Here is a 26,357-nt window from a genome sequence, read left to right as displayed (position 1 = left end):
GAGCACGCAGCCATGAGCGTCTCCGAACCGTTCATCCGCCGGCCGATCGCCACCTCGCTGCTCGGCATCGCGCTGATGATCGGCGGCGCGCTCGGCTATTGGGCGCTGCCGGTGTCGGCGCTGCCGCAGGTCGATTTCCCGACCGTGCAGGTGACGACCCAATTGCCCGGCGCCAGCCCCGACGTGGTGGCTTCGCTGATCACCGCGCCGCTGGAGCGGCAGCTCGGGCAAATCCCGTCGCTGTCGTCGATGAACTCGACGAGTTCGTTCGGCGTCAGCCAGATCTCGCTGCAATTCGACCTCAACCGCGACATCGACGGCGCCACCCAGGACGTCCAGGCGGCGATCAACGCCGCAGCCGGCATCCTGCCGAAGACGCTGCCCTATCCACCGGTCTACGCCAAGGTGAACCCGGCGGACGCGCCGGTCATGACCCTGGCGCTGACCTCGGACACGATCTCGCTGCGGGCGATGAGCGATCTCGCCGACACCATCCTCGGGCAACGGCTGAGCCAGATTTCCGGCGTCGGCCGGGTCTCGATCCTCGGCGGATTGAAGCCGGCGGTGCGCGTGCAGGCCGATCTGGCCCGGCTTGCGGCCTACGGCATCGCGATGGAGGATTTGCGCAACGCGATCGCCGGGGCCAACGTGTCGGGCCCGAAAGGATCGCTCGACGGCGCCCAGCAGTCCTACACCATCGCCGCGAACGACCAGATCGCGGCCGCCGACGCCTACCGGCCGATCATCATCGCCTATCGCAACGGCTCACCGGTCACGATTGGCGATGTCGCGCAGATCGTCGACGGGCTGGAGAACGATCGCACCGGCGGCTGGTATCAGGGCACGCCGGCCGTCATCATCGACATCCAGCGTCAGCCCGGCGCCAATGTCATCGACGTCGTCAAGCAGATCCGGGCCGAGATCCCGCGGTTGCAACGCGCGGTGCCGGCCGGCGTCAAGCTGACCGTCGTCTCCGACCGCACCGTGACGATCCGCGCCTCGGTCCGCGATGTGCAGTTCACGCTGATCCTGAGCGTCGTGCTGGTGACGCTGGTGGTGCTGCTGTTCCTGCGGTCGCTGCGCGCGACGCTGATCGCCGGCGTCGCGCTGCCGCTGTCGCTGATCACGAGCTTCGGCATCATGTATTTCGCCGGCTTCAGCCTCGACAATCTGTCGCTGATGGCGCTGACCATCGGAACCGGCTTCGTGGTCGACGACGCCATCGTGATGATCGAGAACATCGTCCGCCATATGGAAGAGGGCGAGACGGTGATGGAGGCTTCGCTGAAGGGCGCCAGCGAAATCGGCTTCACCGTGATCTCGCTGACGGTGTCGCTGATCGCGGTGTTCATCCCGCTGCTGTTCATGTCCGGTCTGGTCGGCCGCATGTTCCGCGAATTCGCACTGACCCTGACCATCGCGGTCGTGACCTCGGCGATCGTCTCGCTGACGCTGACGCCGATGATGTGCTCGCGGCTGCTCAAGAACATCCACGAGGAGATGGCGGTGCCGGGCCTGGCCGCGGTCAGCCGCTTCATCGACCGGATGGTGGCTTTCTACCATCGCACGCTGCTCTGGGTGTTGCAGCGGCAGCGCGCGACACTGCTGGTGACGTTTGCGACCATCGCGCTGACGCTGATCATGTATGTGCTGGCGCCGAAGGGCTTCCTGCCGTTGCAGGACACCTCGTCGATCACGGCGGTGACCGAGGCCGGTCCCGACGTCTCGTTCGCCGAGATGCAACGGCGGCAAGCCGCGGTGTCCGACATCATCAAGGCCGATCCCGACGTGGTCGGCGTGGTTTCGGTGATCGGCTCGGGCTCGGTCAATCCGACCACCAATGTCGGCCGCCTGGTGCTGACACTGAAGCCGCTCGACGAGCGGCGCGACGGCGTCGTCAAGGTGATCGAGCGCCTCAAGCAGAAGATCGCGACGGTGCCCGGCATGACCGTCTACTTCCAGCCGGTGCAGGACGTGCAGATCTCGACCCAGTCGAGCCGTTCGCAATACCAGTACACGCTGACCGCGACCGACGCCGCCGAAGTCACCCAATGGGCGCAAAAGCTGGTCGCCGAGATGCGGCGCGATCCGATCTTCCGCGACGTCTCCTCGGAGGCGCAGGAAGGCGGCTTGCGCGCGGCGCTCGACATCAACCGGCAGCGCGCGGGACAACTCGGCGTCAATCTGCAGGGTGTCACCGACACCCTGAACGACGCCTTCGCGCAGCGCCAGATCTCGACGATCTACGGCCAGGCCAACCAGTATCGCGTCGTGCTCGAGGCGCTGCCGATGTACCAGCGCGACCCGTCGGTCCTCGACAAGCTGTATCTGCCCGGCGCCAACGGCGCGCAGGTGCCACTGTCGGCGGTCGCAACCCTGGTCCGCACCACCGCGCCGCTCGCGATCTCGCACCAGGCCCAATTCCCGTCAGTCTCGCTCAGCTTCAACCTGGCGCCGGGCGAGGCGCTCGGCGACGCGGTCGAGGCGGTGAAGGCGATCGAGACACGGATCGGGATGCCCGGCAGCATTGTCGGCATCTATTCCGGCGACGCCGCCGAGTTCGCGCGCTCGCTGGCCGGCCAGCCCTGGCTGATCCTGGCCGCGATCATCACGATCTACATCGTGCTCGGCGTGCTCTATGAGAGCTACATCCATCCGATCACGATCCTGTCGACGCTGCCCTCGGCCGGTGTCGGCGCCATCCTGGCGCTGATGTTGTGCGGGCAGGACCTCTCGGTGATCGGCCTGATCGGCATCATCCTGTTGATGGGCATCGTCAAGAAGAACGCGATCATGATGATCGACTTCGCGCTCGAGGCCGAACGGCATCAGGGCATGTCGTCCTATGACGCGATCGTGCAGGCCTGCCTGCTGCGTTTCCGCCCGATCATGATGACGACGCTGGCGGCGCTATTCGGCGCGCTGCCGCTTGCGATCGAAAGCGGGACGGGCGCCGAGCTGCGCTTCCCGCTCGGCATCTCGATCATCGGCGGCCTGCTGCTGAGCCAGTTGCTGACGCTTTACACCACGCCCGTGATCTATCTGGCACTCGACCGGCTCAATCGCCGGATCGAGCGGGCAGTGCCGGAGCCGGGTCCCGGCGGCCCGCCGGTCGCAGGCGCCACCGAGGGCATGCAGTGATCTCGATCTCGGAACCGTTCATCCGCAGGCCGGTGGGCACCACCTTGCTTGCGATCGGGCTGTTCCTGGTCGGCATCGTGGCTTACGGATTCCTGCCGGTGTCGTCGGTCCCCAATGTCGACTTCCCGATGATCCGGGTGTCGGCATCGCGGCCCGGCGCCGATCCTTCCGTGATGGCCGCCACCGTTGCAGCGCCGCTTGAGCGCAAGCTCGGCACCATCTCGGGCGTCGACCAGATCACCTCGACGAGCTCGCTCGGCTCGACCAGCATCCAGGTGCAGTTCGCGATCGGCCGCGACATCGACCGCGCCGCGCGCGACGTGCAGGCCGCGATCAACGCCTCGCTCGCCGACCTGCCGAGCGATCTGCCGTCGCTGCCCAAGTTCCGCAAGTCCAATCCGGCCGCGGCGCCGGTGTTCGTGCTGGCGCTGACCTCGAAGACGATCTCGACCAGCGCGATGTACGACGTCGCCGACACCGTGCTGGCGCAGCGCATCTCGCAGGTGCCGGGGGTCGGCGAGGTCACGGTCAGCGGCGCCGACCAGCCGGCGGTGCGGATCGCGCTCAATCCGGTGTCGCTGGCCAATGCCGGGATCGCGACCGACGACGTCCGTACTGCGATCATCAACGCCAATCCGCTCGGCCCGGTCGGCATCTTCAACGGCGACCGGCAGAGCGAGACGCTCTCGATCAACAAGCAGATGCGCACCGCGGCCGAGTTCCGCGACATCGTCATCAAGAGCTCGAACGGCAATTTCGTGCGGCTGTCCGACGTCGCCGAAGTCGAGGATTCCGTGCGCAATTCGCGCTCGATCGCCTGGTTCAACAAGCAGCCGGCGGTGCTGATCCAGATCACCAAGCAGGGCGACGCCAACGTCATCGACACCGTCGACGGCGTTCGCAAACTGTTGCCGGAACTGAAGAAGTGGATCCCGGCCGGCGTCGAGATCTCGACCCTGGTCGACCGCACCGGAACCATCCGCGCCAGCGTCGAGGACATGCAGTTCACGCTGCTGGCGACCGCCGTGCTGGTCATGGTCGTGGTGTTCGTGTTCCTGCGCCGGATCGTGCCGACGATCGCCGCCGGCGTCTCGGTGCCGCTGGCGCTGGCCGGCACCTGCGCCGGGATGTGGCTCGCCGGCTTCTCGATCGACAATCTGTCGCTGATGGCGCTCGCGATCTCGGTCGGTTTCGTGGTCGACGATGCCATCGTCATGATCGAGAACATGTACCGCAACCTCGAGCAGGGCATGGCGCCATATCCGGCCGCGGTCGAGGGCGCCAAGCAGATCGGCTTCACGGTGCTGTCGATCTCGCTGTCGCTGATCGCAGCCTTCACGCCACTCATCTTCATGGACGGGATCGTCGGCCGGCTGCTGCGCGAGTTCTCGCTGACGCTGGTGTTCGCGATCGCGGTCTCGACCGTGGTGTCGCTGACGATCACGCCGATGATCTGCGCGCACTACATCAAGGAGACGACCTCCGATCACGCCACCTGGTACGACCGCGCCATCGAGGGCACGCTGTCGCGGGTGGTGGCGTTCTATGCCGCGACGCTGCGGATCGTGCTCGGCTATCCCGTCCTGACGCTGATCGTGTTCTTCGCGACCGTCACGCTGACGGTCGTGCTCTACGTCAAGACGCCGAAGGGCTATTTCCCGACCGACGACAGCGGGTTCGTGATCGGTTCGACCCGCGCCTCCGCCGATATCTCGTTCCAGGCGATGCTGGGGTTGCAGCAGCGGCTCGCCGATATCGTGATGGCCGATCCCGCGGTCGCCGGCATCGGCTCGTCGGTCGGTGGCAGCACGTCCAACCGCGGCTTCATGTTCATCAGCCTGAAGCCGCCGGAGCAGCGGGACGGCCTGTCGACCACGCAGGTGATCGACCGGCTGCGCCGCAACCTGTTCATGGTGCCGGGCATCCGCCTGTTCATGTTCGCGGCGCAGGATATCCGCACCGGCGGCCGGCAGAGCGATTCCGACTACCAGTACACGCTGTCCTCGACCGATCTCGATCTGTTGCAGAAATGGGCGCCGATCGTCTCCAAGCGCATGGAGACGGTGGAGGGGATCACCGACATCTCCGCCGATCGCGATCCGGGCGGCCTGCAGCTCAATCTCGTGATCGACCGCAAGACCGCCTCGAGCCTCGGCGTCCGTGTGCAGGACATCGACAACGCGCTCAACAACGCCTTCTCGCAGCGCCAGATCTCGATCGTCTACACCCAGCGCAACCAGTACATGGTGGTGCTCGAGATCGATCCGAAATTCCAGAGTGACCCCGCGAACCTGGAGCGGATCTATGTCGCCGGTGCCAACGACGTGCAGGTGCCGCTGTCGGCGCTGGTGCATTATCAGAAGGGGTTGTCAGCGCTCGCGGTGTTTCACTCCGGCGGCGTCCCCTCGACCACCGTCTCGTTCAACATGCTGCCGGATGTGCCGCTCGAGGTCGCGACGACCAACATCCAGCAGGCGGTCAACGAGTTGCACATGCCCGAAGGCATTCGCGGCAGCTTCGACGGCAATGCCGGCGACTTCAACAAGACCAGCGGCCGGCAGCCGCTCTTGATCCTCGGCGCGCTGGTCGCGATGTATATCGTGCTCGGCGTGCTCTATGAGAGCCTGGCGCATCCGATCACGATCATCTCGACGCTGCCGTCGGCCGGCCTCGGCGCCTTGCTCGCGCTCCAGATCACCAACACGCCGCTGACGGTGATCGCCTTCGTCGGCATCATCCTGTTGATCGGCATCGTCAAGAAGAACGGCATCATGATGGTCGACTTCGCGCTCGAGGCCGAACGGCATCAGGGCCTGGCGTCGCGCGATGCGATCTTCGAGGCCTGCCGGGCACGCTTCCGCCCGATCCTGATGACGACGATGGCGGCGCTGTTCGCCGGCATCCCGCTGGTCATTGCCACCGGCCCCGGCACCGAGCTGCGCCGGCCGCTCGGCATCACCATCATCGGGGGCCTGTTCGTGTCGCAGATCCTCACCCTCTACACCACACCGGTGATCTATCTCCTGATCGACCAGTTCAAGGACTTGCCGTGGCGGGAGAAACTGAAGTGGCTCGGCGCCGCCGTCGCGATGATTGGCACGTTCTCCGGCGTTCTCAGATTGGTCCTGCATTGATGTTGCGGACGGGGCCGTCCACGACGTATAGCCGTTGAATGTCAGACCCAGTTGCCGAGACCGACCTGGTGGAGGATTGCGCGCATTGCGGCAAGCCATTGCCGCTGTGCATCTGCGACAGCATCACGCCGATCGAAAGCCGCACCCAGCTGCTGATCCTGGTCCATCCGCAGGAGCAGGACAGGGCGCTCGGCACCGCGCGGCTATTGGCGCGGCATTTCGAGGACGCAGTGGTGCGGATCGGACTGTCCTGGCCGAGCCTGTCGAAGGCGCTCGGCCGGCCGGTGCCCGACCCGTCGCGCTGGGCGGTGCTCTATCTCGGCTCGGCCAAGGTCGAGGATCTCGACACCGATGCCGAGATCGTCGCGATCAACCGCAAGGGCGAGCTCGAGCCGCATCAGCGCGCCATCCTGGCCGATATCGAGGGCATCGTGCTGCTCGATGGCACCTGGAGCCAGGCCAAGGCGCTGTGGTGGCGCAATGCCTGGATGCTGAAGTGCCAGCGGGTGATTCTCGGACCGAAACGGCCTTCGCGCTACGGCCAGCTGCGCCGGGAACCGCGCCGCGACGGTTTGTCCACCATCGAGGCGGCCGCGCTCCTGCTGGCCGCGCTGGAGAAGCGACCGGACATCGCCACAGCGTTAACGGACAGTTTCGAGCGGATGCTGGCAAGATTCCGCGAAGTACAGGCCAAAATGCCGGAATTGGCGCCAAAGCCGAAGAAGAAGGATTACCGGAAGCGCCGGCGCTAGCTCTGCGCCTTGGTTGCCTATCGGGCGGAGGGCGTATATGAAATGCGCCGCAAGGGGCCACGTGGCGGAGTGGTTACGCAACGGTCTGCAAAACCGTGTACACCAGTTCAATTCTGGTCGTGGCCTCCACTCATCTCATCAATGGCTTGCAGCCAACAAATGAGAAGCCGCATTAGCTCGCGGCGTACCAACCTTCAGGAAACGGAATCAGCGGCCACGGCGCCTGGTTGTCATTGGCCGCGCGCGGCGGCGGCTGAATGCGAGGCGAGGGTTGGGCCACGAAATCCTCCTGGGCAATGGGCGCGATCGCCGTTCGCACGGCGTCCAGCAGCAGATCAAATTCGACTTCGCTCATCGCGCTCTCCGAGGTTCGAGAGCGCAATGGTCGCAAAACTGTCTTCGGTCCGGATTGAGCGATTCGTTCGAATTTTAGGAAAAGAACGATGGCGCCCGGTTTGGTTAATAAATCAATGATCCGTTCGGGAACCTAGGTCGGCCCGGCCGCACCTCGTGTGAGACAAATCACATCTGTCGAAAAACTCTTCCCGGAATTCCCGGCAGTATAGATAGCCATCAATTAACGCGGGAATTTTAGGGTGGCGTGACAATGAAGGCAAGCACGCACGGGTTTTGCCGGTCGAACGTTGCATCGGATCGCTCGCCGGCGGCACGGTGGCGCGCCCGGACTTCATCGTTTCCGCGCGAGCAAATTCCCGATGGCCGTACGATTGCAGTCATGCCAGCTTGGCGAGGTCGCACGGCAGCAGGGTCTTGAATTGAGCCAGCGCCTGTCGCGCCTTCTTCGGCGGCAGTGCGATCGCGTGACGCACGGCGGCCGCGATCAGCGTCATGGTCAGCGCTGAGAAGATGGCGAGGGTGGCCGCCGGCATATCGGGTGCGACCCGTCTCACCGCATCAGACAGCAGGCCGGAGAGCGCGGCCATGTCGTCAGCGTCGAGCTTTTGCAGGGCGCGGTCGGCTTGCGTCGCCTGCCAGATGTCGCGCATCACCGGTTCGCGCATGAACATCTCGTAGTAGCTGTCGACGATCCGGCACAGCGCCGGATGCAGGTCGCGCGCAGCCGTCACGGCGGCCAGATCACGCCTGACGCATTCACGCCCGATCGCATTGTGCCGTTCCGCCAGCGTGCCGATGATCGCGGCCTTGTCCGGAAAATACTGGTAGAGCGAGCCGAATGCGACGCCGCTGCGCGTGACGATGTCGCTCATGCGGAGAGCCTCGCTGCCCCTTTCCGCCATGATCTCCGTCGCGCAGGCCAGGATATGCTCGAAGCGCTCGCGGCTGCGCTGCTGCGCCGGGGCAAGCCGTGCCAGCCCGGGCAGGGGCACTCCCGCCGCCGGTGCGGCCTTTCGTCTTGCCATCGCGCTCCTCCGCATTCCGGCTTGACGTCATTAATACGAGAGTTTATCGCATTCTACAAATACGAGTACTACTCGCATTTTGAGATGGAACGATGCGCCAGATCCTGACCTCGGGCCTGCTGTGGTTTTCCGCACTCGGCTGCGGCCTGCTTGCCGGGCTCTATTTCGCATTCTCGGCCTTCGTCATGACCGCGCTCGGCCGGATCGATCAGGCCGCCGGCATCTCGGCGATGAACGCTATCAATGGCGACATTGTCCGCTCGCCGTTCATGCCGGTCTTCCTCGGCACCACGCTGTCCTGCGCCGTGCTGATCGTGCTCGGCGGACTGCGATGGCAGGAGCCCGGCGCCGCAGCGATGATTGGCGGCGGTATCGTCTATGTCGTCGGCATGTTCATCGTCACAATCATCTGCAACGTCCCGCTGAACGATCAACTCGCGGCAGCCGACCCCGCGAGCGCCGCCGCCGCGCCGCTTTGGGCGCGTTATCTGGCCGACTGGACCTTCTGGAACCATGTGCGGACCGTCGCCTCGCTTGCAGCGACCGCGTTGTTCATCGCAGCCATCGCTGCACGCTGATCCCAAATGGCGGAAGGCTCCGGGCTGCTTGGCGACCCCGGTACCAAGGCCGCCTCGTTCATCGCGCAATGATCTCGGGCGCGCGACTGGCGCCCGAGCCAGAATCACAGCCGCGGCGGAATGGCCGCGCCCGGCAGGATGTCCGGGCGCCTGGCGCGGCAATAGCCGGACATCCGGAACGGGCCTATATCGCCTGGGATGCCGGCAAACCCTTGCAATGCAGAGGTTTACCGTCCCGCGCTAAAGTTTCGGCGGAGGCCCATTTGGTTCTTTGCAAGGCCGAAAGGCTTTGTTATACGCTGCCCGCTCGCGAACGGATGTTCGCTTATTCCTCGGTAGCTCAGCGGTAGAGCATTCGACTGTTAATCGAATGGTCGCTGGTTCGAATCCAGCCCGGGGAGCCAGCTCTGCTGGCCCCATCAATCCCTCCCATTGGCAATCACAAGCACGTGGTCCGCAACATGCAGACCAAAATCGTCGTCAAATCGACTCAATAGCCATCGAGACTGCTCTCGCCGGGTGTTGAGAGGTGATTCTGATGGCGATTAACCTGATCGACCTGTCGATGCCGCAGCCGACGCTCGTTCCCAATGATGCGCCCGACATCAGCGACGATGAGTGCGTCCGCCGCCTCGCCAAGGCCGTCGAGGCACACGATTCCGAGCATCTCGATGAAGTAGCACGCCTGATCGGCCGGCTCGCCGTCACGATCGAGTAGACGGTACCGCCGGGCACGTTCTGCACGCCAACGCCGTGTTGCGTTTTGGCGGAGCTTGTTCCAAAAGATGGCCCTGTTCTAGCTTCTCCAGCGGCAATGCCGCGACTTGCAGGGTCCCGCCAATGACCGGTTTTTCGACCGCGCGCCAGTACATGGTGGATGGTCAGGTGCGTCCGAGCGACGTGACCGACGATCGAATTCTCGAAGCCATGCTGACGGTGCCGCGCGAGGTCTTCGTGCCGGCCAGCAAGCAGGCTCTGGCCTATCTCGACCTCGATCTCGATGTGACCGAGGGCGGCACGGCCAAGCGCTATCTGATCACGCCGGCACTGCTTGCGCGGATGCTGCAGGCCGCCGAGATCAAGGCCACCGACCGCGTCCTGGTGGTCGGCTGCGCCACCGGCTACGCCGCGGCCGTCGTCGCGCGCTTCGCCGCCGAGGTCAGCGCGACCGAGAGCGATCCGACGCTGGTTGCCAAGGCGACCGCCGCGGTCGCCCAGCTCGGCATCCAGAATGTGACCGTCAAGACCGCAGCCGCTGCCGATGGGGATGCCACCGGCGCACCGTTTGATGTCATCGTTCTCAATGGAGCAACCGAGATTGTCCCGACCGGGCTGTTCGGCCAGCTCAAGGAGGGAGGCCGGCTGGTCGGGGTGTTCGGCCTGACGCCGCCGCCGCGCGCCACCCTCGTGACGCATTCACACGGGGATTTCGGACATCGCGAATTGTTCGATGCGACGGCCCCCGTGCTGCCTGGATTCGAACAGCTTCCCGCCTTCGTCTTCTGACGCTACCGCGCTGCACCGGTTGATAAAATCCCGTTCTGAATCAGAAGTGTGGCCCGTTTGCCCCACGTGAAGAGTTTCCACCATGTTCCGTTGCGGGGTAGTTCCGTTGCCCTTACCTGCGGACTAAGGTGAGGCCGGACTCACTTCGTCTGAAGCGACGCCGGACTCTCGTGCTTGTGGAGACGGCGACTAAAAAATGAATGGATTACCGGGGATGCGTGGGGTGAAGGTTGTCACCGCGGCTGCTATTGCGGTCCTTCTGCTGGCTGAGTTGGGCCCGGTGCCCGCTCTGGCCGATACAATCGAGGCCGCACTGGTGCGGTCCTACCAAAACAATCCCCAGCTGAACGCACAGCGTGCGTTGGTGCGGTCGACCGACGAAAACGTGCCGCAAGCACTCTCGGGTTACCGCCCCAAGGTCTCGCTGACCGCAAGTGCCGGGTATCAGTACACTGACCAGGAGCTGACGGGGTCCAAGACCGCGATCAACAGCCCGCAAAATCCGGCCAGTGCGGGGCTGACGGTCAACCAGTCGCTGTTCAACGCCCAGACCCCGCAGCGGGTCCGTGCCGCCGAAAGCCAGGTCTCGTCCGCGCGCGAAGGTTTGCGCGTGCTCGAGCAGACCGTGATCCTGAGCGCGGCCACGATCTACATGGACTATCTCCGCGACGCCGCGATCGTCGAGGTTCAGCGCAGCAATACCCGCGTGCTTGAGCAGACGCTGAAGCAGACCCAGGATCGCTTCAATGTGGGCGAAGTGACGCGCACCGACGTCGCGCAGTCCGAGGCGCAGCTTGCGGCCGGCCGCACCCAGCAGCTGACGGCCGAATCGAATCTCACCACGACGCGCTCGAATTTCCGCCGCATCATCGGCAACGAGCCGGAGAATCTTGCTCCGGGTTCGCCGGTCGACCGCTTTCTGCCGGGGACACTGGCCGCAGCCGTGGAGCTTGCGCTGACCCAGAACCCGAACGTCACCGCCGCGATGTACGGCGTCGACGTCAACTTCCTGCAGACCAAGGTGGCCGAGGGGGCGTTGCTTCCGACGGTTGCGTTGCAGGCGACGGTGACCGAAGGCTACCAGCAGCAATTGTCGGTCAACCGGCTGTTCAACGCAGCGGCGAACGTCCAGGTGTCGGTGCCGCTCTATCAGGGCGGCGCGGAGTACTCGCTGATCCGGCAGTCCAAGGAATCGCTGGCGCAGCAGCGCCTCGTCCTGGAACAGACCCGCGATCAGGCCCGTGCCAATGTCGTCACCGCGTGGGGCCAGCTGGTCGCCGGCAAGTCGCAGGTGGCGTCGGCGCAGGCGCAGGTCACCGCGTCTGAAATCGCCTTGAACGGCGTCCGCGAGGAAGCCAAGGCCGGTCAGCGCACGACGCTCGACGTGCTCAACGCGCAGCAGGCGCTGGTCAACGCCCGCAACGCGCTGGTCACCGCACAGCACGACCGCGTCGTCGCGTCCTACAACGTGCTGAACGCGATCGGCCGGCTGTCGCCACAGGTGATGGGCCTGAAGACCAACGTCTACGATCCGAGCGTGCACTACCACCAGATTCGGGATAGCTGGGCCGGCGTGCGCACGCCTGACGGCCGCTAAGCAGCTTCGCGTCCAAACGCATTCACTTCATCACCATCTGTCGCGCCTTGTTTGTGGTTCTGAGTTAATCAGGACCACAAGCAAGCGCGTTTGCTTGCAATCGATAATTGGCCTGACATACCGTTTTGTCGGGCAGCAAGGCGATTCGCGGCGAGCCGGCGTTGCGTGACGACAGGTGCGACGCCACCTGTGATCACGCTGCATTGGGCGACACGAAGCTTGCACTGGGCCGCGGGTGGGCTTGATCTGGGGACAAGTCGGGCAGGGAGCCGTGAAAATCTCCGCCCGCATCATCGGAACCGGCGAATCCTCTCGGGCTTGATGTAAAATAGTTTCGATGTGGAGTCGGAGATGACGCAACCTGCGAAGGTCCAAGAGCCCTCGATGGAGGAGATTCTGGCGTCGATCCGTCGCATCATCGCCGACGACGAGGCGAAGCCTGCCGCGGCAGAGAAGCCTGCTGTTGCCGCCGCCCCACCGGCGCCTCCGAAGGCTGAGCCGGTGTCACCTCCAGCCGCAGCCAAGCCCGCGATGAAGAGCCCGCCGCCCGCAGCACCCCCGGCCGCGAAGGCCGCCGCGCCTGCGCCGAAGTCGTCGCCGCCTGCGCCCGCGCCGGCCGCGAGCAACAGTCAGGACGATATCGACTCGCTGCTGGCCAGCCTCGACGAGGCGACGCCCGCGGCCGAGATCAGGCCGGCACAGCCCGAAGCCGACGTGTTCGAGCTTACCGACGACATGGCGCTGCCGGATCCGGCACCGGCGCAAGCCGCCAAGCCATCGTTCCGCAAGGTTGAGCCGCAGGACGACGTCGAGTTTACGGATCCCTCGGCGCGAAGCCGCCCGCCGGTCCAGGAACCCGTCCGGGAGCCGGTTCGAGAGCCGCCGGCGATCGAGACCGCGCAGCCGATGCAGCAGATCATATCGGGAACCACGATGCGGGCGGTGGAATCCGCCTTCAACTCGTTGGCCAACACCGTGCTGAGCAACAATGCTCGGACGCTGGAGGATCTGGTCAAGGAGATGCTGCGGCCGATGTTGAAGTCCTGGCTGGACGACAATCTGCCGGGTCTGGTCGAGCGGATCGTCAAGGCCGAGATCGAGCGGGTATCCCGCGGGCGCTAGCTCCCCCGGTCGCGAGGGCCTTGGCGGCCCTTATTCACCCCCAAATCCCCAAAGTTTCGGTTCGGATAGGATCAGGACCGAAACTCCAGTTCCCTGGTTTGGCGCGTTTTCTTCACGCGAACCGGTGTCCACTTCGCTCTAAAACGCTCCGAACGCCGTCACTGCGCGCAAGTCCGGTTGACTTGGTGCGCTCCGGCGGCTTTCTACCCTTTCCCCATGGTCCACAGCGCATTGTCATGATCGAGAAAAACTACCAGCCCGCCGATATCGAGCACCGGATGGCCCAGATCTGGGAGGACAGCGGAGCGTTCAAGGCCGGCCGGCCGGAACGCAAGGACGCCGCGCCTTTCACCATCGTGATCCCGCCGCCGAACGTAACCGGCTCGCTACACATGGGTCACGCGCTCAACAACACGCTGCAAGACATCCTGTGCCGCTTCGAGCGGATGCGCGGCCGCGACGTGCTGTGGCAGCCCGGCACCGACCACGCCGGCATCGCCACCCAGATGGTGGTCGAGCGCCAACTGATGGAACGGCAGCAGCCGGGCCGGCGCGATATGGGCCGCGCCAAATTCCTCGAGCGGGTCTGGCAGTGGAAGGCCGAGAGCGGCGGTACCATCGTCAACCAGCTCAAGCGCCTTGGCGCGTCCTGCGACTGGTCGCGCGAGCGCTTCACCATGGACGAGGGGCTGTCGCGCGCCGTCGTCAAGGTGTTCGTCGAGTTGCACCGCGAGGGGCTGATCTACAAGGACAAGCGGCTGGTCAACTGGGACCCCAAGCTGCTCACCGCGATCTCCGATCTCGAGGTGGTGCAGAGGGAAATCAAGGGCCATCTCTGGTACCTGCGCTATCCGATCGAGGGCCGCAGCTTCAGCCCCGACGATCCCAAATCGTTCATCGTGGTCGCGACGACACGTCCCGAGACGATGCTCGGCGACACCGCGGTCGCGGTCCATCCCGACGACGAGCGCTATACCGATCTGGTCGGCAAGCATGCCATCCTGCCGCTGGTCGGCCGCAGGATTCCGATCGTCGCCGACGACTATTCCGATCCCGAAAAGGGCTCGGGCGCGGTCAAGGTGACGCCGGCGCACGACTTCAACGACTTCGAGATCGGCAAGCGCCACGGCCTGCCGCAGATCAGCGTGCTCGACCAGGAAGGCTGCCTCAGCCTTTCCGGCAACGAGGATTATCTGCGCGATTTGCCTGTTGGCGCCGACGAGTTCGCCGCCGAGTTCGACAAGATCGAGCGCTTCGCCGCGCGCAAGAAGATTGTCGCACGACTGGAGGAGTTCGGCTTCCTCGAGCGGATCGAGCCAAACACCCACATGGTGCCGCATGGCGACCGCTCCGACGTCGTGATCGAGCCCTATCTGACCGACCAGTGGTACGTTGACGCCCATACGCTGGCGCAGCCGGCGATGGCGGCGGTGCGCTCGGGCGAGACCACCTTCGTGCCGAAGAACTGGGAAAAGACCTATTTCGAGTGGATGGAGAACATCCAGCCCTGGTGCATCTCGCGCCAGCTCTGGTGGGGCCATCAGATTCCGGCGTGGTACGGGCCCGACGGCAAGGTGTTCGTTGCCGAGACCGAGGAAGAGGCCGTCGGCAACGCGCTCGGCTACTACGTCGAGCAGGAGGTCATCACGCCGGAGCAGGGCCACGACATGGCCACCGATCCTGCCAAGCGCGAGGGCTTCATCACGCGCGACGAGGACGTGCTGGACACCTGGTTCTCCTCGGCGCTGTGGCCGTTCTCGACGCTCGGCTGGCCGGACGATACGGCCGAGATGAAACGCTACTACCCGACCAATACGCTCGTTACGGGTTTCGACATCATCTTCTTCTGGGTCGCCCGGATGATGATGATGGGTCTGCATTTCACGAAGCAGGCGCCGTTCTCGACCGTCTACATCCACCGTCTCGTCCTTGACGAGAAGGGCTCCAAGATGTCGAAGTCGAAGGGCAACGTCATCGACCCGCTCGGCGTGATCGACGAATACGGCGCCGACGCGCTGCGTTTCGCGCTGACCCGCGAGGCGGCGCAGGGCCATAACATCCGTATGTCGCCGCACCTGGTCGAGACCAACCGCAATTTCGCGACCAAGTTCTGGAATGCCTGCCGCTTCGCCGAGATGAACGGCTGCGTGAAGCCGGACGATTTCGATCCGAAGACCGCCAAGGAAACCCTGAATCGCTGGATCGCGCACGAGACCTCGCGCGTTACCCGCGAGGTGACCGAGACGATCGAGGATCATCGTTTCAACGATGCGGCCGGCGCAATCTACCGCTTCGTCTGGAACGTGTTCTGCGACTGGTATCTCGAGCTCGCCAAGCCGGTGCTGATGGGCGAGGAGGGGGCGGCGAAGACCGAGACCCGCGCCATGATCGCCTGGGCGCGTGACGAGATCCTCAAGCTGCTGCATCCGTTCATGCCCTTCATCACCGAGGAGCTGTGGGCGGTGACCGCGAAGCGCGACGGCCTGCTGGTGCTGGCGGCCTGGCCGCGCAAGTCGGGCGTCACCGGCGAGCAGCTGGCGGCGATCGCGACCGCAGGGCCAATGGTCGACCCGATCATTCCGCCGGTCATTGCCGCGCTCGATGCCGATGAGTTCAGCGATCCCGCGGCCGAGGCCGAGATCGGCTGGGTGGTCGATCTCGTCACCGCGATGCGCTCGGTGAAGGCGGAGATGAACATCCCGCCGTCGACGCTGACGCCGCTGGTGATCGTGACCACATCCGACGAGACGCGGGATCGCGCGCAGCGTTGGAACGACACCATCAAGCGCCTCGCGCGACTGTCGGACATCTCGTTCGCGGACGCCGCGCCGGAAGGCGCCGTGCAGCTTCTGGTGCGCGGTGAAGTCGTCGCGCTACCGCTGAAGGGCGTGATCGATCTTGCCGCCGAACGGGCCCGGCTGGAGAAGGAGCTCGGCAAGGCCGACGCCGACATCAAGCGGGTCGACGCGAAACTCTCCAACGAGAAGTTCGTCGCCAACGCGCCGGAAGAGCTCGTCGAGGAAGAGAAGGAAAAGCGCGCGGCGGCGCAGGAGCGCCGGGCCAAGATCCTCGAGGCGATCGAGCGGCTGAAGAAGGCGTCGTAGCGGACGCCTTCCTCATCGACATCTTGGCGCTCAGAACCGCTTGCTGAGGAATTTCGATCCCCTCAGCCCGTAGCGCCACGGCAGCTCGACGGCCTTGGTGATGCCGATCCGGATCCCGGTGACGATCTCGGGCGTCTCCAGCCGCGCATGCAGTGCAATCGGGGGACGGTCGAGCGGCAATTCGCTATGGGCGATGGTGATGCCCATCGCCTCGCACAGCTTGCCCGGCCCCGAGCACAGCGCGCGCTCATCCTCGATCCCGCGCCGCCGGCGCATCGCGGCGAGGCCGTGGGTCGGCTCGATCGCGCGGATCAGCACCGCGCTGGCCGAGCCGGCTTCCTCGCAGACGAAATTGACGCACCAATGGATGCCGTAGGAGCGGTAGACATAAGAGAAGCCCGGCGGCCCGAACATCACCTGGTTGCGCGGGGTCGGGCCGTTGTACGAGTGGGCCGCCGGTTCGGTGTGATGGTAGGCCTCGACCTCGGTGATGATGCCGCCGACGTCACCAACCAGGAAGGTCACGCCGATCAGGTCGGGCGCGACCTCGAGGACGCTGCGATCGAAGAAGCCGCGTTTCAGCGCCTTGCCGAGGCGCGGCGCGGTCGCACGGGTCGTTCGCGGTTTTTGAGCCATTTTGAGGTGGGAATCGGCATGGAACGGACTGCAACACTGCCAATATCCGGGCTGATCTGCTAGGGTCGCGGCGCGGGTTGCGAGCCGCGTCTACACCGATTAGCTATGGTTTCTCGCGACTTGCAGGCACCTATGGTCACCATCGTCGACACCATCTCCTCAACCCAGCTCCGCCCGCGTCACCCTGAAAAGGTGAACCGGCCCGACGCCGTGTCGCCGCCGAAGCCGGACTGGATCCGGGTTCGTGCGCCGAACACCCGCGGCTATGCGGATACGCGCAAGATCGTGAAGGAGAACGGCCTCGTCACGGTTTGCGAGGAGGCGGGTTGCCCCAACATCGGTGAGTGCTGGGACAAGAAGCACGCCACCTTCATGATCATGGGCGACACCTGCACGCGCGCCTGTGCGTTCTGCAACGTCAAGACCGGCATGCCCGGCGCGCTCGATGCCGATGAGCCCGAGCACGTCGCCGAGGCGGTGTCCAAGCTGGGACTGGCCCACGTCGTCATCACCTCGGTCGACCGTGACGACCTCGCCGATGGCGGAGCCGAGCATTTCGCGCAAGTGATCCGCGCGATCCGCGCGCGCTGCCCGACCACCACGATCGAGATCCTGACGCCGGACTTCCTGCGCAAGGACGGTGCGCTGGAGCGCGTGGTCGCGGCCAAGCCCGACGTCTTCAACCACAATCTGGAGACCGTGCCGTCGCGCTACCTGACGGTCCGTCCCGGTGCGCGCTATTTCCATTCGATCCGACTCTTGCAGCGGGTCAAGGAGATCGATCCGACCATCTTCACCAAGTCCGGCATCATGGTCGGCCTCGGCGAGGAGCGGCACGAGGTGTTGCAGGTGATGGACGATCTGCGCTCGGCCGAGGTCGATTTCCTGACCATCGGCCAGTATCTCCAGCCGACCCGCAAGCATCACGCCGTGATGCGCTATGTGACCCCGGACGAATTCGCCGGCTACGAGCGCGTCGCCTATACCAAGGGTTTCCTGATGGTGTCGGCGAGCCCGCTGACGCGCTCGTCGCATCATGCCGGCGAGGACTTTGCCAAATTGCAGGCGGCGCGCACGGCCCGCGGTCGCTAGATATTGCAGACGGCGGCGAGCCGGCGCCAGCGCGCGCCATTGCGCGATCGAGCCTCGACCGAACCTTGGACTGGACCAATGCAGCGCGTTCTGGTGATGGGATCGTCGGGATCCGGCAAGTCGACCTTTGCCCGGCGGCTGTCCGGGATCACGGGCATCCCGACCGTGTCGATCGATGCGCTGTTCTGGAAGCCGGGTTGGGTCGAGTCCAACAGGGACGAATTCCAGCGCCGCATGACCGAGGCCGCGCGCGAGCCGCGCTGGATCATGGACGGGAACTACACCAGGAACGGTGCGGGTGAGCTGCGCCGGCAGCTCTCCGATACGATCATCTGGTTCGACTTGCCGCGATCGACCTGCATGCTCGGGATTTTCCGGCGCATCGCCGGAAGCTACGGCCGGGTTCGCGCCGAGATGGCGGAGGGTTGCCCGGAGAAGATCGACCTTGAATTCTTCCGCTATGTCTGGACCTATCGCCAACAGCAGCGGCCGAAGCTGATCGAATATTTCCAAGGTTTGCGCCCTGATCAGTCGCTGGTCTGCTTCACCCACCGGGCGCAGGCGGACGACTATCTGAAGGGCCTCGCGCTCACGCTAAACCGTGCAAGAAACCTCACAAGTATCCACTGATGCCTCGATTCTCCAGCAAGCGGCGGGTCCACCATTCCGCCCCGCAAATGTTCGATCTGGTCGCCGACGTCGAGCGCTATCCGGAATTCGTGCCGCTGTGCCAGGCGCTCAAGATCCGCCAGCGCACGCCAAAGGACGACGGCACCGAGATCGTGGTGGCCGACATGACGGTCTCCTTCAAGCTGGTGCGCGAGACATTCACCAGCAAGGTGACGCTCGACCGGCCCAATCTGAAGATCCTGGTCGAATATCTGCGCGGGCCGTTCAGCAATCTGGAGAACCGCTGGACTTTTGAACCGAAGTCCGAGACCGAATGCGATGTCGGCTTCTTCCTGAACTACGAGTTCAAGAGCCGGATGCTGGCGATCCTGATGGGCTCGATGTTCGACGCCGCCTTCTCGCGCTTCGCCGCGGCGTTCGAGAAGCGCGCGGACCAGGTCTACGGCAAGCCTCAACTGTCGACCTAGCGAAGCCGGCTCGTCTTGTTCCGAAACGGAAATGCCCGGCACAAGGCCGGGCATCACAAATGATCTGTGTGGGGGGCGCCGACTTACGGACAGGAACGGCGCACGCCACCTTTCGCGATGTAGGTGCCCGAAGCCGGGTCGTAGGAACGGAAGCGCTGAGAGCAATAGGCGTCGTTGTTGGCCTTGGCCTGGCTCGCCGCGATCGCGCCGCCAATGATGGCACCGGCCGCAAGACCGCCGATGATCGCCGCGCCGTTTCCGCCGCCGTGGTGATGGTGGTATCCGCCGCGATAACCACCGCGATAGCCATAGCGCGGGCCGCCGCCATGCCAGTGACGATACTGCACATGCTCGACGGAGGTGGGCTGGTCCTGCAACCGGGCGGGCGCGAGCGGCGCGGCGACCGAAGGGGCAATCGTGGTCAACGTCATGGCACCGGCAGTGATTGCGGTCACGACCAAAGTTCCCAACTTCATCATTTTCTCCTTGTTGTGGGATTTTGCCGTTCGAAGAACGGTTGAAACGGCAGAGTTGGAACAGGAAAAAACGGCGAAGCGGCGTCAGGGTTCCACCTGAAATGGTGTCACTAAGTCGCAATTGACACGGCCGGCGCATGCCTGATCTGGCGTGACCGGGATTCGCGCGATGGGACGGCACTGCCAGAAATCCTGCGAAGAATTTCGCGCAGCGTGTCGGATTCTCCCGATCCACGTCGTCCTGGGGGCATCTCGATGATGATCACCCAGGGAGCTTGAAGTGAGAAAGATTGTTGTTGGCGCCTTCATCAGCCTGGACGGCGTCATGCAGTCCCCGGGCGGCCCGCAGGAAGATCCGATCGGCGGCTTCAGCTTCGGCGGCTGGTTCGCGCCGCTGTTCGATGAGAAGACCGGCGAGGTCATCGGCGAAATGCTCGCCAGTCCGTTCGACCTGCTGCTTGGCCGCAAGACCTACGACATCTTTGCCGCGCACTGGCCCTATGTCGACAAGAGCGATCCGATCGGCCCGTTGTTCGATCGCATCACAAAATATGTCGCCACGCGCGATGCCACCCGCAAGCTGAGCTGGCAGAACAGCGAGACGCTGGGGACCGACGCCGTCGGCGCCTTGAAGGAGCTGAAGCAGTCCGACGGACCGAATCTCCTCACTCAGGGATCGAGCGATTTCCTCAAGACATTGCTCGCCGCGGGCCTCGTGGATGAGCTCAATCTCTTCATCGCGCCGCTCATCCTCGGCAAGGGCAAGCGCCTGTTCGCCGACAGCGGCAAGCCAGGCAATCTGAAGCTGGTGTCTTCGCAGGTCATGCCGTCCGGCATCATCCACGCCAAATACGTCCCAGACGGCGAGGTGAAGACCGGCTCGTTCGAATTCGAAACGCCAACTGAGGCAGAGCTCGAGCGTCGCAAGAACCTGACGTGAATCAAGAGCGGGTCAGCATGCCGAGGCCGGTCCCGCGGCCGGTCTCAGCCGCGCGGCGGCCGCCGCCGCTTCGCGGCATGGCTGCGTGGCGACCGGGCCACCCGCGGCCGCAGCCTACTGGCGGCTTCGCGACGGGGCTTGGCGGCCTGTGGGGGGCGGGCAAGCTCCATCAGCATGCGCAACGCTTCCACGACCGAGCGCTGGCGGACGGTGCTGCGGCCGATCGCGCCAAAGCGCTGTTCGCGGTGAATGATGCGGCCGTCACGCGCGGCGACCGCGAAATGCACCAGGCCGACCGGCTTGCCCGGCGTCGCGCCGCCCGGACCCGCAATGCCGGTGATCGAGACCGCAAGGTCGACGCCGGCTTTCTCCAGCGCGCCGATCGCCATCGCGGTCGCGGTTTCCTTGCTGACCGCGCCAAATGTTTCCAGCGTCGCCGCCTTGACGCCGAGCATCGCCCGCTTGGCCTCGTTCGAATAGGTCACGAAGCCGCGGTCGATCACGTCGGAAGAGCCGGGGATGTCGGTGAGCGCACCGGCGACCAGGCCGCCGGTGCAGGACTCGGCGGTCGCGATCGTCAGCTTGCGCATCCGGCACAGGTCGAGCAGCGCGCGGGAGAGGGCACGAGCGTCGCTGCCGCCCATGTCACGCACCCCAGCTCTTGTCGTCCCAACCTTGATCATTCCAGGGCAGGCGGACCGTGGCGCTCGCGGTCGCCGCGATGCCTTCCTCGCGGCCGGTGAAGCCGAGCCGTTCGCTGGTGGTCGCCTTGACTGCGACGCGCGAGATGTGGACGCCGGAGATCTCGGCGATCTTGGCTCGCATGGTGTCACGCAGCGGGCCGATCTTCGGCCGCTCGCAGATCAGGGTCACTTCGAGATTGGCGATCCGGCCGCCGCGCGCGGTGACGCGCTCGACGGCGTATTTCAGGAACTGGTCGGAGGAGGCGCCCTTCCACCTGGCGTCGCTCGGCGGGAAGTGCGAGCCGATGTCGCCGTCCGCCAGCGCGCCGAGGATCGCGTCGACTAGCGCATGCAGCCCGACGTCGCCGTCGGAATGCGCCAGGAAACCCTTGCTGTGCGGCACGCGCACGCCGCAGATCATAACGTGATCGCCTTCGCCGAAGGCGTGCACGTCGTAGCCGGTGCCGGTCCTGATGTCGCCGAGCTGGCTGGCGAGCCGGGCTTCCTCGCGCACGAAATCTTCCGGTGTAGTGAGCTTCATATTGGCAGGATCACCTTCAAATGTCGCAACCGTCAATCCCGCCCATTCAGCGAGCGCCGCATCGTCGGTGAAATCGCTGCGGCCCTCGCGTGCCGCGCGACGATGCGCTTCCAATATCACGTCAAAGCGAAAGGCCTGTGGCGTCTGCGCGATCCGCAGGCGCGCGCGCTCCGGCGTGCCTTCGACATCGCCGGTATCGCCGGTGAGCTTGATCGTGTCTGTCACCGGCACCACCGGGATCGCGGCACCGGTACGGCCGGCGGCTGCGATCGCGCGCGCGATCACCGCCTCCGTGACGAAGGGGCGGGCGGCATCGTGGATCAGCACGATGTCGGGCTTCGCGCTGGCCAGTGCCTCGAGCCCGGCATGGACCGAGGCCTGCCGGGTCGCACCGCCCGGTGTCGGCGGCTGATGGCGCAGGCCGGCGACCGCCTCGCTGAACAGCGCCGCGTCGTCGGGATTGACCACGGGCTGCACCGCGAAGACATCAGGATGTGCGGAGAACGCCTGCATGGCGCGGTAGATCACCGTCTGTCCGCCGATCGTCCGGTATTGCTTCGGACCGCCAGCGCCGGCGCGCAGTCCACGGCCGGCTGCGACAAGGATGGCTGCGGTACGCTCAGGCTTCGGCATTTTGAACCAATGACAGACGAATCGGGGATGAGGGGGACGGCTGATGTCGCCGCGCACAGCCCTTAGCATGACCGCTGCGCAAAAACAGAGCGTTTGCCGATGACTGTGGGAAAAGCAGATTTTGTTGCAGTGCACTTGCGCAAGTGGTAGAAATGTCTAAACCGTAGGCATGAACCTTGACTGCACAAGAATTGTGCGCAGAATAGGCCTCGTCAGCCGCAATGGCGTGGCTGACAAAACGATGAGACGGCTGTGACCGGCGTGCAAAGTACCGCTCGTAACCCCTTGAAGATAGGTGATATTGCCGTCGCCAATCGGGTTCTCCTCGCGCCCATGTCCGGCATCACCGATGCGCCTTTCCGGCGACTCGCCGCCCGCCTCGGTGCCGGCTTGGTGGTCTCCGAGATGACCGCCAGCGACGACCTGGTGAACGGCAAGCCGATGTCGAAGCTGCGTTGCGAGGCAGCGGGGATCGGACCGCATGTGGTCCAGCTCGCCGGCTGCCAGGCGCATTGGATGGCGGAGGGCGCGCGGATCGCCGAGGGCGCCGGCGCGGACATCATCGACATCAATATGGGCTGCCCGGCGCGCCACGTCACCGGCGGCCAGTCCGGCTCGGCGCTGATGCGCAATCTCGACCACGCCGTCACGCTGATCGAGGCGACGCTGTCGGCGGTCAAGGTGCCGGTAACGCTGAAGATGCGGCTCGGCTGGGACGACAACTCGCTCAATGCGCCCGAACTGGCGCGCCGCGCCGAGGCGTCGGGCGTGCAGATGATCACCGTGCATGGCCGCACCCGCTGCCAGTTCTACAAGGGCGAGGCGAACTGGAATGCGGTGCGCGCAGTCAAGGATGCCGTGACCATCCCGCTCGTGGTCAATGGCGACATCACCTCGTTCGACAAGGCCGTCGCCGCGCTGGAGCTGTCCGGCGCCGACGCCGTGATGATCGGCCGCGGCGCCCAGGGGCAGCCTTGGTTGCCGGGCCAGATCGGCCGGCGCCTCGAGACCGGCATCGCAGAGGCCGCACCGTCGCTCGCCGAGCAGCTCAAGCATGTACGCGCGCTCTATGACGAGGTGTGCAGCCACTATGGCCTGCGCATCGGGCTCAAGCATGCGCGCAAGCATCTCGGCTGGGCGCTGGAGACCGCGGCGGCCTATAGCTGTGCGCCGGCGGCGACGCTGAAGAGCTGGCGGCAGACCATCCTGACCTCGGAGGAGCCATCCAGCGTGCATCGCGCGCTCGAGGAAGCCTACGACGACTTTGCCTGGAGTGCTGCCGCATGACGTCAGCCATGGAGTTTCGCCGGCCCGTGCCGACCGACGGAGAGGCCATCCTCAACGCGCTGCCCAATCCGGTGCTGCTGGTCGCGCCCGACGGGCGGATCGTCGACGCCAACATCGCCGCCGAATCCTTCTTCGAGATCTCGACCCAGTTCCTGCGGCGGCAATCGCTCAAGGAGCTGGTGCCGTTCGGCAGCCCGCTGCTGGCGCTGATCGAGCAGGTGCGGGCGAGCGGCTCGCCGGTCAACGAATACAAGGTCGATCTCGGCACGCCGCGGATCGGCGGCGATCGCCAGGTCGACCTCCATGTCGCGCCGCTGACCGAGCGGCCCGGCCACATCGTGGTGATGCTGCAGGAGCGCACCATCGCCGACAAGATGGACCGCCAGCTCACCCACCGCAGCGCGGCGCGCTCGGTGATCGCGCTGGCGGCGATGCTCGCCCATGAGATCAAGAACCCGCTGTCCGGCATCCGCGGCGCGGCCCAGCTGCTGGAGCAGCAGGCCTCGTCCGAGGACCGGCTGCTGACACGGCTGATCTGCGACGAGGCCGATCGCATCGTCACCCTGGTCGATCGCATGGAGGTGTTCGGCGACGACCGTCCGGTGGCTCGCGGGCCGGTCAACATCCATTCGGTGCTCGATCATGTGAAGCGGCTGGCGCAGTCCGGCTTCGCCCGCAACGTCCGTTTCATCGAGGATTACGATCCGTCGCTACCGCCGGTGCTCGCCAACCAGGACCAGCTGATCCAGGTCTTCCTCAATCTGGTGAAGAACGCGGCCGAGGCGGTTGCCGATCTCGGGACCGATGCGGAGATCCAGCTCACCACCGCGTTCCGGCCGGGCGTACGGCTGTCGGTACCCGGCAAGAAATCGCGAGTCTCGCTGCCGCTCGAATTCTGCGTCAAGGACAACGGCTCGGGCGTGCCGGAAGACCTGCTGCCGAACCTGTTCGATCCGTTCGTCACCACCAAGCAGACCGGCAGCGGGCTCGGCCTCGCGCTGGTCGCCAAGATCATCGGCGATCACGGCGGCATCATCGAATGCGAGTCGCAGCCGCGCAAGACCACTTTCCGCGTACTGCTGCCGGTGTACAGCGCCGCCAAGCAACTCGACCAAAGCAACCGCGATGACGTTCCGGGTACGCCGTCGCCTGCCTCTCAGGATGCACGATGAGGAACACCAATGCCCGCAGGTAGCATACTTGTCGCTGACGACGACACCGCCATCCGGACCGTCCTGAACCAGGCGCTCTCGCGCGCCGGCTACGAGGTGCGGCTGACCGGCAACGCCGCCACGCTGTGGCGCTGGGTCAGCCAGGGCGAGGGCGATCTCGTCATCACCGACGTGGTGATGCCCGACGAGAACGCGTTCGATCTGCTGCCGCGGATCAAGAAGATGCGGCCCAACCTGCCGGTCATCGTGATGAGCGCGCAGAACACCTTCATGACCGCGATCCGCGCCTCCGAGCGCGGCGCCTATGAATACCTGCCGAAGCCGTTCGACCTGAAGGAGCTGATCACCATCGTCGGCCGCGCCCTGGCCGAGCCGAAGGAGCGGGTCGCCAGCCCCGCCGACGACGGCGAATTCGATTCGATCCCGCTGGTCGGCCGTTCGCCGGCGATGCAGGAAATCTACCGTGTGCTGGCGCGGCTGATGCAGACCGACCTCACCGTGATGATCTCCGGCGAGTCCGGCACCGGCAAGGAGCTGGTCGCCCGTGCGCTGCACGACTATGGCAGGCGCCGCAACGGCCCGTTCGTCGCGGTCAACATGGCGGCGATCCCGCGCGACCTGATCGAATCGGAGCTGTTCGGTCATGAGCGCGGCGCGTTCACCGGCGCCAACACCCGCGCCTCCGGCCGCTTCGAGCAGGCCGAGGGCGGCACGCTGTTCCTCGACGAGATCGGTGATATGCCGATGGAGGCGCAAACCCGTCTGCTCCGCGTGCTGCAGCAGGGCGAATACACCACCGTCGGCGGCCGCACCCCGATCAAGACCGACGTCCGCATCGTCGCGGCCTCCAACAAGGACCTGCGCATCCTGATCCAGCAGGGCCTGTTCCGCGAGGACCTGTTCTTCCGCCTCAACGTGGTGCCGCTGCGGCTGCCGCCACTGCGCGAGCGGATCGAGGACCTGCCCGACCTGATCCGGCATTTCTTCTCGCTGGCCGAGAAGGACGGCCTGCCACCGAAGAAGCTCGACGCCCAGGCCCTGGAGCGGCTCAAGCAGCACCGCTGGCCGGGCAATGTCCGCGAGCTGGAAAACCTCGCCCGCCGGCTTGCCGCGCTCTATCCGCAGGACGTCATCACTTCCTCGGTGATCGACGGCGAACTGGCGCCGCCGGCGGTGACCTCGGGCAGCACGGCAACCGTCGGCGTCGACAATCTCGGCGGCGCCGTCGAGGCCTATCTGTCCTCGCACTTCTCCGGCTTCCCGAACGGGGTACCGCCGCCGGGCCTCTACCACCGCATCCTCAAGGAGATCGAGATCCCCTTGCTGACCGCCGCGCTGGCGGCGACCCGCGGCAACCAGATCCGGGCCGCCGACCTGCTGGGATTGAACCGCAACACGCTGCGCAAGAAGATTCGCGACCTCGATATCCAGGTCTACCGCAGCGGCGGGTAGGGCAGACGCGGCGGCAAGAGTGGCTCCGCCAC

23 protein-coding genes and 2 tRNA genes are annotated in these 26,357 nt (G+C 65.3%); 19 read left to right on the top strand and 6 right to left on the bottom strand.

Translation table 11 applies throughout. The annotated features are described in order from the left end of the window. The first annotated feature begins 12 nt into the window (after positions 1 to 12). The 4 genes from CWS35_RS25295 to CWS35_RS25280 all read left to right on the top strand — a co-directional run bounded on the left by CWS35_RS25295 (position 13) and on the right by CWS35_RS25280 (position 7,156). On the top strand, positions 13 to 3,141 hold the full coding sequence (locus CWS35_RS25295) for an efflux RND transporter permease subunit (protein ID WP_024583625.1): 3,129 nt from the start codon (positions 13 to 15) through the stop codon (positions 3,139 to 3,141). Beyond that, positions 3,138 to 6,275 (top strand): efflux RND transporter permease subunit, encoded by a 3,138-nt coding sequence (locus CWS35_RS25290; RefSeq protein ID WP_245438646.1) that lies wholly within the window; start codon positions 3,138 to 3,140, stop codon positions 6,273 to 6,275. The genes CWS35_RS25295 and CWS35_RS25290 overlap by 4 nt, the downstream gene beginning before the upstream one ends. A 38-nt stretch (positions 6,276 to 6,313) precedes the next feature. Then, on the top strand, positions 6,314 to 7,027 hold the full coding sequence (locus CWS35_RS25285) for a tRNA-uridine aminocarboxypropyltransferase (protein WP_100954416.1): 714 nt from the start codon (positions 6,314 to 6,316) through the stop codon (positions 7,025 to 7,027). A 55-nt stretch (positions 7,028 to 7,082) separates the two neighbouring features. After that, a tRNA-Cys gene (locus CWS35_RS25280) sits at positions 7,083 to 7,156 on the top strand. A gap of 43 nt (positions 7,157 to 7,199) precedes the next feature. Here CWS35_RS25280 and CWS35_RS25275 read toward each other — a convergent pair. After that, positions 7,200 to 7,382 carry a hypothetical protein gene (locus tag CWS35_RS25275; protein ID WP_024584196.1) on the bottom strand — a complete coding sequence of 61 codons (183 nt, stop codon included), beginning with the start codon at positions 7,380 to 7,382 and terminating at the stop codon, positions 7,200 to 7,202. A 379-nt stretch (positions 7,383 to 7,761) separates the two neighbouring features. Then, entirely contained in the window at positions 7,762 to 8,409 is a 648-nt protein-coding gene (locus tag CWS35_RS25270; protein ID WP_100954414.1) for a TetR/AcrR family transcriptional regulator, read from the bottom strand. Between the two features lie 92 nt (positions 8,410 to 8,501). Here CWS35_RS25270 and CWS35_RS25265 point away from each other — a divergent pair, with 92 nt between their 5' ends. The 7 genes from CWS35_RS25265 (at position 8,502) to CWS35_RS25235 (ending at position 16,316) form a co-directional block, all read left to right on the top strand. Next, positions 8,502 to 8,987 carry a DUF1772 domain-containing protein gene (locus CWS35_RS25265; protein WP_100954412.1) on the top strand — a complete coding sequence of 162 codons (486 nt, stop codon included), beginning with the start codon at positions 8,502 to 8,504 and terminating at the stop codon, positions 8,985 to 8,987. A gap of 329 nt (positions 8,988 to 9,316) precedes the next feature. Further along, a tRNA-Asn gene (locus tag CWS35_RS25260) sits at positions 9,317 to 9,391 on the top strand. A 134-nt stretch (positions 9,392 to 9,525) separates the two neighbouring features. Continuing rightward, positions 9,526 to 9,705: a hypothetical protein gene (locus CWS35_RS25255; RefSeq protein WP_024584193.1), complete on the top strand. Its 180-nt coding sequence runs from the start codon at positions 9,526 to 9,528 to the stop codon at positions 9,703 to 9,705. A 122-nt stretch (positions 9,706 to 9,827) separates the two neighbouring features. Continuing rightward, the gene (locus CWS35_RS25250) at positions 9,828 to 10,493 is read left to right on the top strand and encodes a protein-L-isoaspartate O-methyltransferase (protein ID WP_024584192.1); all 666 of its coding nucleotides are present in this window, start codon (positions 9,828 to 9,830) and stop codon (positions 10,491 to 10,493) included. A gap of 214 nt (positions 10,494 to 10,707) precedes the next feature. Then, on the top strand, positions 10,708 to 12,090 hold the full coding sequence (locus CWS35_RS25245; RefSeq protein ID WP_024584191.1) for a TolC family outer membrane protein: 1,383 nt from the start codon (positions 10,708 to 10,710) through the stop codon (positions 12,088 to 12,090). A gap of 351 nt (positions 12,091 to 12,441) precedes the next feature. Continuing rightward, on the top strand, positions 12,442 to 13,212 hold the full coding sequence (locus CWS35_RS25240) for a PopZ family protein (RefSeq protein ID WP_100954410.1): 771 nt from the start codon (positions 12,442 to 12,444) through the stop codon (positions 13,210 to 13,212). A gap of 236 nt (positions 13,213 to 13,448) precedes the next feature. Then, positions 13,449 to 16,316, top strand: a complete 2,868-nt coding sequence (locus CWS35_RS25235) for a valine--tRNA ligase (protein WP_100954408.1) — start codon at positions 13,449 to 13,451, stop codon at positions 16,314 to 16,316. 30 nt (positions 16,317 to 16,346) lie between these two features. Here CWS35_RS25235 and CWS35_RS25230 read toward each other — a convergent pair whose 3' ends face one another. After that, positions 16,347 to 16,952, bottom strand: a complete 606-nt coding sequence (locus tag CWS35_RS25230; RefSeq protein ID WP_100954406.1) for a DNA-3-methyladenine glycosylase — start codon at positions 16,950 to 16,952, stop codon at positions 16,347 to 16,349. Between the two features lie 132 nt (positions 16,953 to 17,084). On the opposite strand from CWS35_RS25230, the gene lipA reads away from it, so the two are divergent. The 3 genes from lipA to CWS35_RS25215 all read left to right on the top strand — a co-directional run bounded on the left by lipA (position 17,085) and on the right by CWS35_RS25215 (position 19,141). Continuing rightward, positions 17,085 to 18,044: a lipoyl synthase gene (lipA, locus tag CWS35_RS25225; RefSeq protein WP_024584187.1), complete on the top strand. Its 960-nt coding sequence runs from the start codon at positions 17,085 to 17,087 to the stop codon at positions 18,042 to 18,044. 78 nt (positions 18,045 to 18,122) lie between these two features. Then, positions 18,123 to 18,674 carry a DNA topology modulation protein gene (locus CWS35_RS25220; protein ID WP_024584186.1) on the top strand — a complete coding sequence of 184 codons (552 nt, stop codon included), beginning with the start codon at positions 18,123 to 18,125 and terminating at the stop codon, positions 18,672 to 18,674. After that, positions 18,674 to 19,141, top strand: a complete 468-nt coding sequence (locus CWS35_RS25215; RefSeq protein ID WP_024584185.1) for a ubiquinone-binding protein — start codon at positions 18,674 to 18,676, stop codon at positions 19,139 to 19,141. The genes CWS35_RS25220 and CWS35_RS25215 overlap by 1 nt, the downstream gene beginning before the upstream one ends. Before the next feature lie 83 nt (positions 19,142 to 19,224). On the opposite strand, the gene CWS35_RS25210 is transcribed toward CWS35_RS25215, so the two are convergent. After that, the gene (locus CWS35_RS25210; protein WP_029879967.1) at positions 19,225 to 19,620 is read right to left on the bottom strand and encodes a BA14K family protein; all 396 of its coding nucleotides are present in this window, start codon (positions 19,618 to 19,620) and stop codon (positions 19,225 to 19,227) included. On the opposite strand from CWS35_RS25210, the gene CWS35_RS39625 reads away from it, so the two are divergent. Together CWS35_RS39625 and CWS35_RS25205 are read left to right on the top strand one after the other, a co-directional pair. Further along, on the top strand, positions 19,559 to 19,717 hold the full coding sequence (locus CWS35_RS39625; protein WP_168200208.1) for a hypothetical protein: 159 nt from the start codon (positions 19,559 to 19,561) through the stop codon (positions 19,715 to 19,717). The genes CWS35_RS25210 and CWS35_RS39625 overlap by 62 nt on opposite strands. A 180-nt stretch (positions 19,718 to 19,897) precedes the next feature. Next, on the top strand, positions 19,898 to 20,557 hold the full coding sequence (locus CWS35_RS25205) for a dihydrofolate reductase family protein (protein WP_024584183.1): 660 nt from the start codon (positions 19,898 to 19,900) through the stop codon (positions 20,555 to 20,557). A 44-nt stretch (positions 20,558 to 20,601) separates the two neighbouring features. On the opposite strand, the gene CWS35_RS25200 is transcribed toward CWS35_RS25205, so the two are convergent. Both CWS35_RS25200 and CWS35_RS25195 read right to left on the bottom strand, forming a co-directional pair. After that, a complete protein-coding gene (locus CWS35_RS25200) occupies positions 20,602 to 21,201 on the bottom strand; it encodes a CinA family protein (protein ID WP_024584182.1) in 600 nt (199 codons plus the stop codon). A 1-nt stretch (position 21,202) separates the two neighbouring features. Further along, positions 21,203 to 22,414, bottom strand: a complete 1,212-nt coding sequence (locus CWS35_RS25195) for a bifunctional 2-C-methyl-D-erythritol 4-phosphate cytidylyltransferase/2-C-methyl-D-erythritol 2,4-cyclodiphosphate synthase (protein WP_100954404.1) — start codon at positions 22,412 to 22,414, stop codon at positions 21,203 to 21,205. A 285-nt stretch (positions 22,415 to 22,699) separates the two neighbouring features. On the opposite strand from CWS35_RS25195, the gene dusB reads away from it, so the two are divergent. From dusB to ntrC, 3 genes are read left to right on the top strand one after another with little or no spacing between them, the layout of a single operon-like run. Next, positions 22,700 to 23,701: a tRNA dihydrouridine synthase DusB gene (dusB, locus tag CWS35_RS25190; RefSeq protein WP_100954402.1), complete on the top strand. Its 1,002-nt coding sequence runs from the start codon at positions 22,700 to 22,702 to the stop codon at positions 23,699 to 23,701. Then, entirely contained in the window at positions 23,698 to 24,873 is a 1,176-nt protein-coding gene (locus CWS35_RS25185; RefSeq protein WP_024584179.1) for a nitrogen regulation protein NR(II), read from the top strand. The genes dusB and CWS35_RS25185 overlap by 4 nt, the downstream gene beginning before the upstream one ends. Before the next feature lie 9 nt (positions 24,874 to 24,882). After that, on the top strand, positions 24,883 to 26,325 hold the full coding sequence (ntrC, locus tag CWS35_RS25180) for a nitrogen regulation protein NR(I) (protein ID WP_024584178.1): 1,443 nt from the start codon (positions 24,883 to 24,885) through the stop codon (positions 26,323 to 26,325). The last annotated feature ends 32 nt before the right edge of the window (positions 26,326 to 26,357 follow it).

The organism is Bradyrhizobium sp. SK17, assembly GCF_002831585.1.
GTDB lineage: Bacteria > Pseudomonadota > Alphaproteobacteria > Rhizobiales > Xanthobacteraceae > Bradyrhizobium.
The sequence above is the reverse complement of the archived record's forward strand: the minus strand, read 5'-3'. Positions and strand labels throughout refer to the sequence as shown.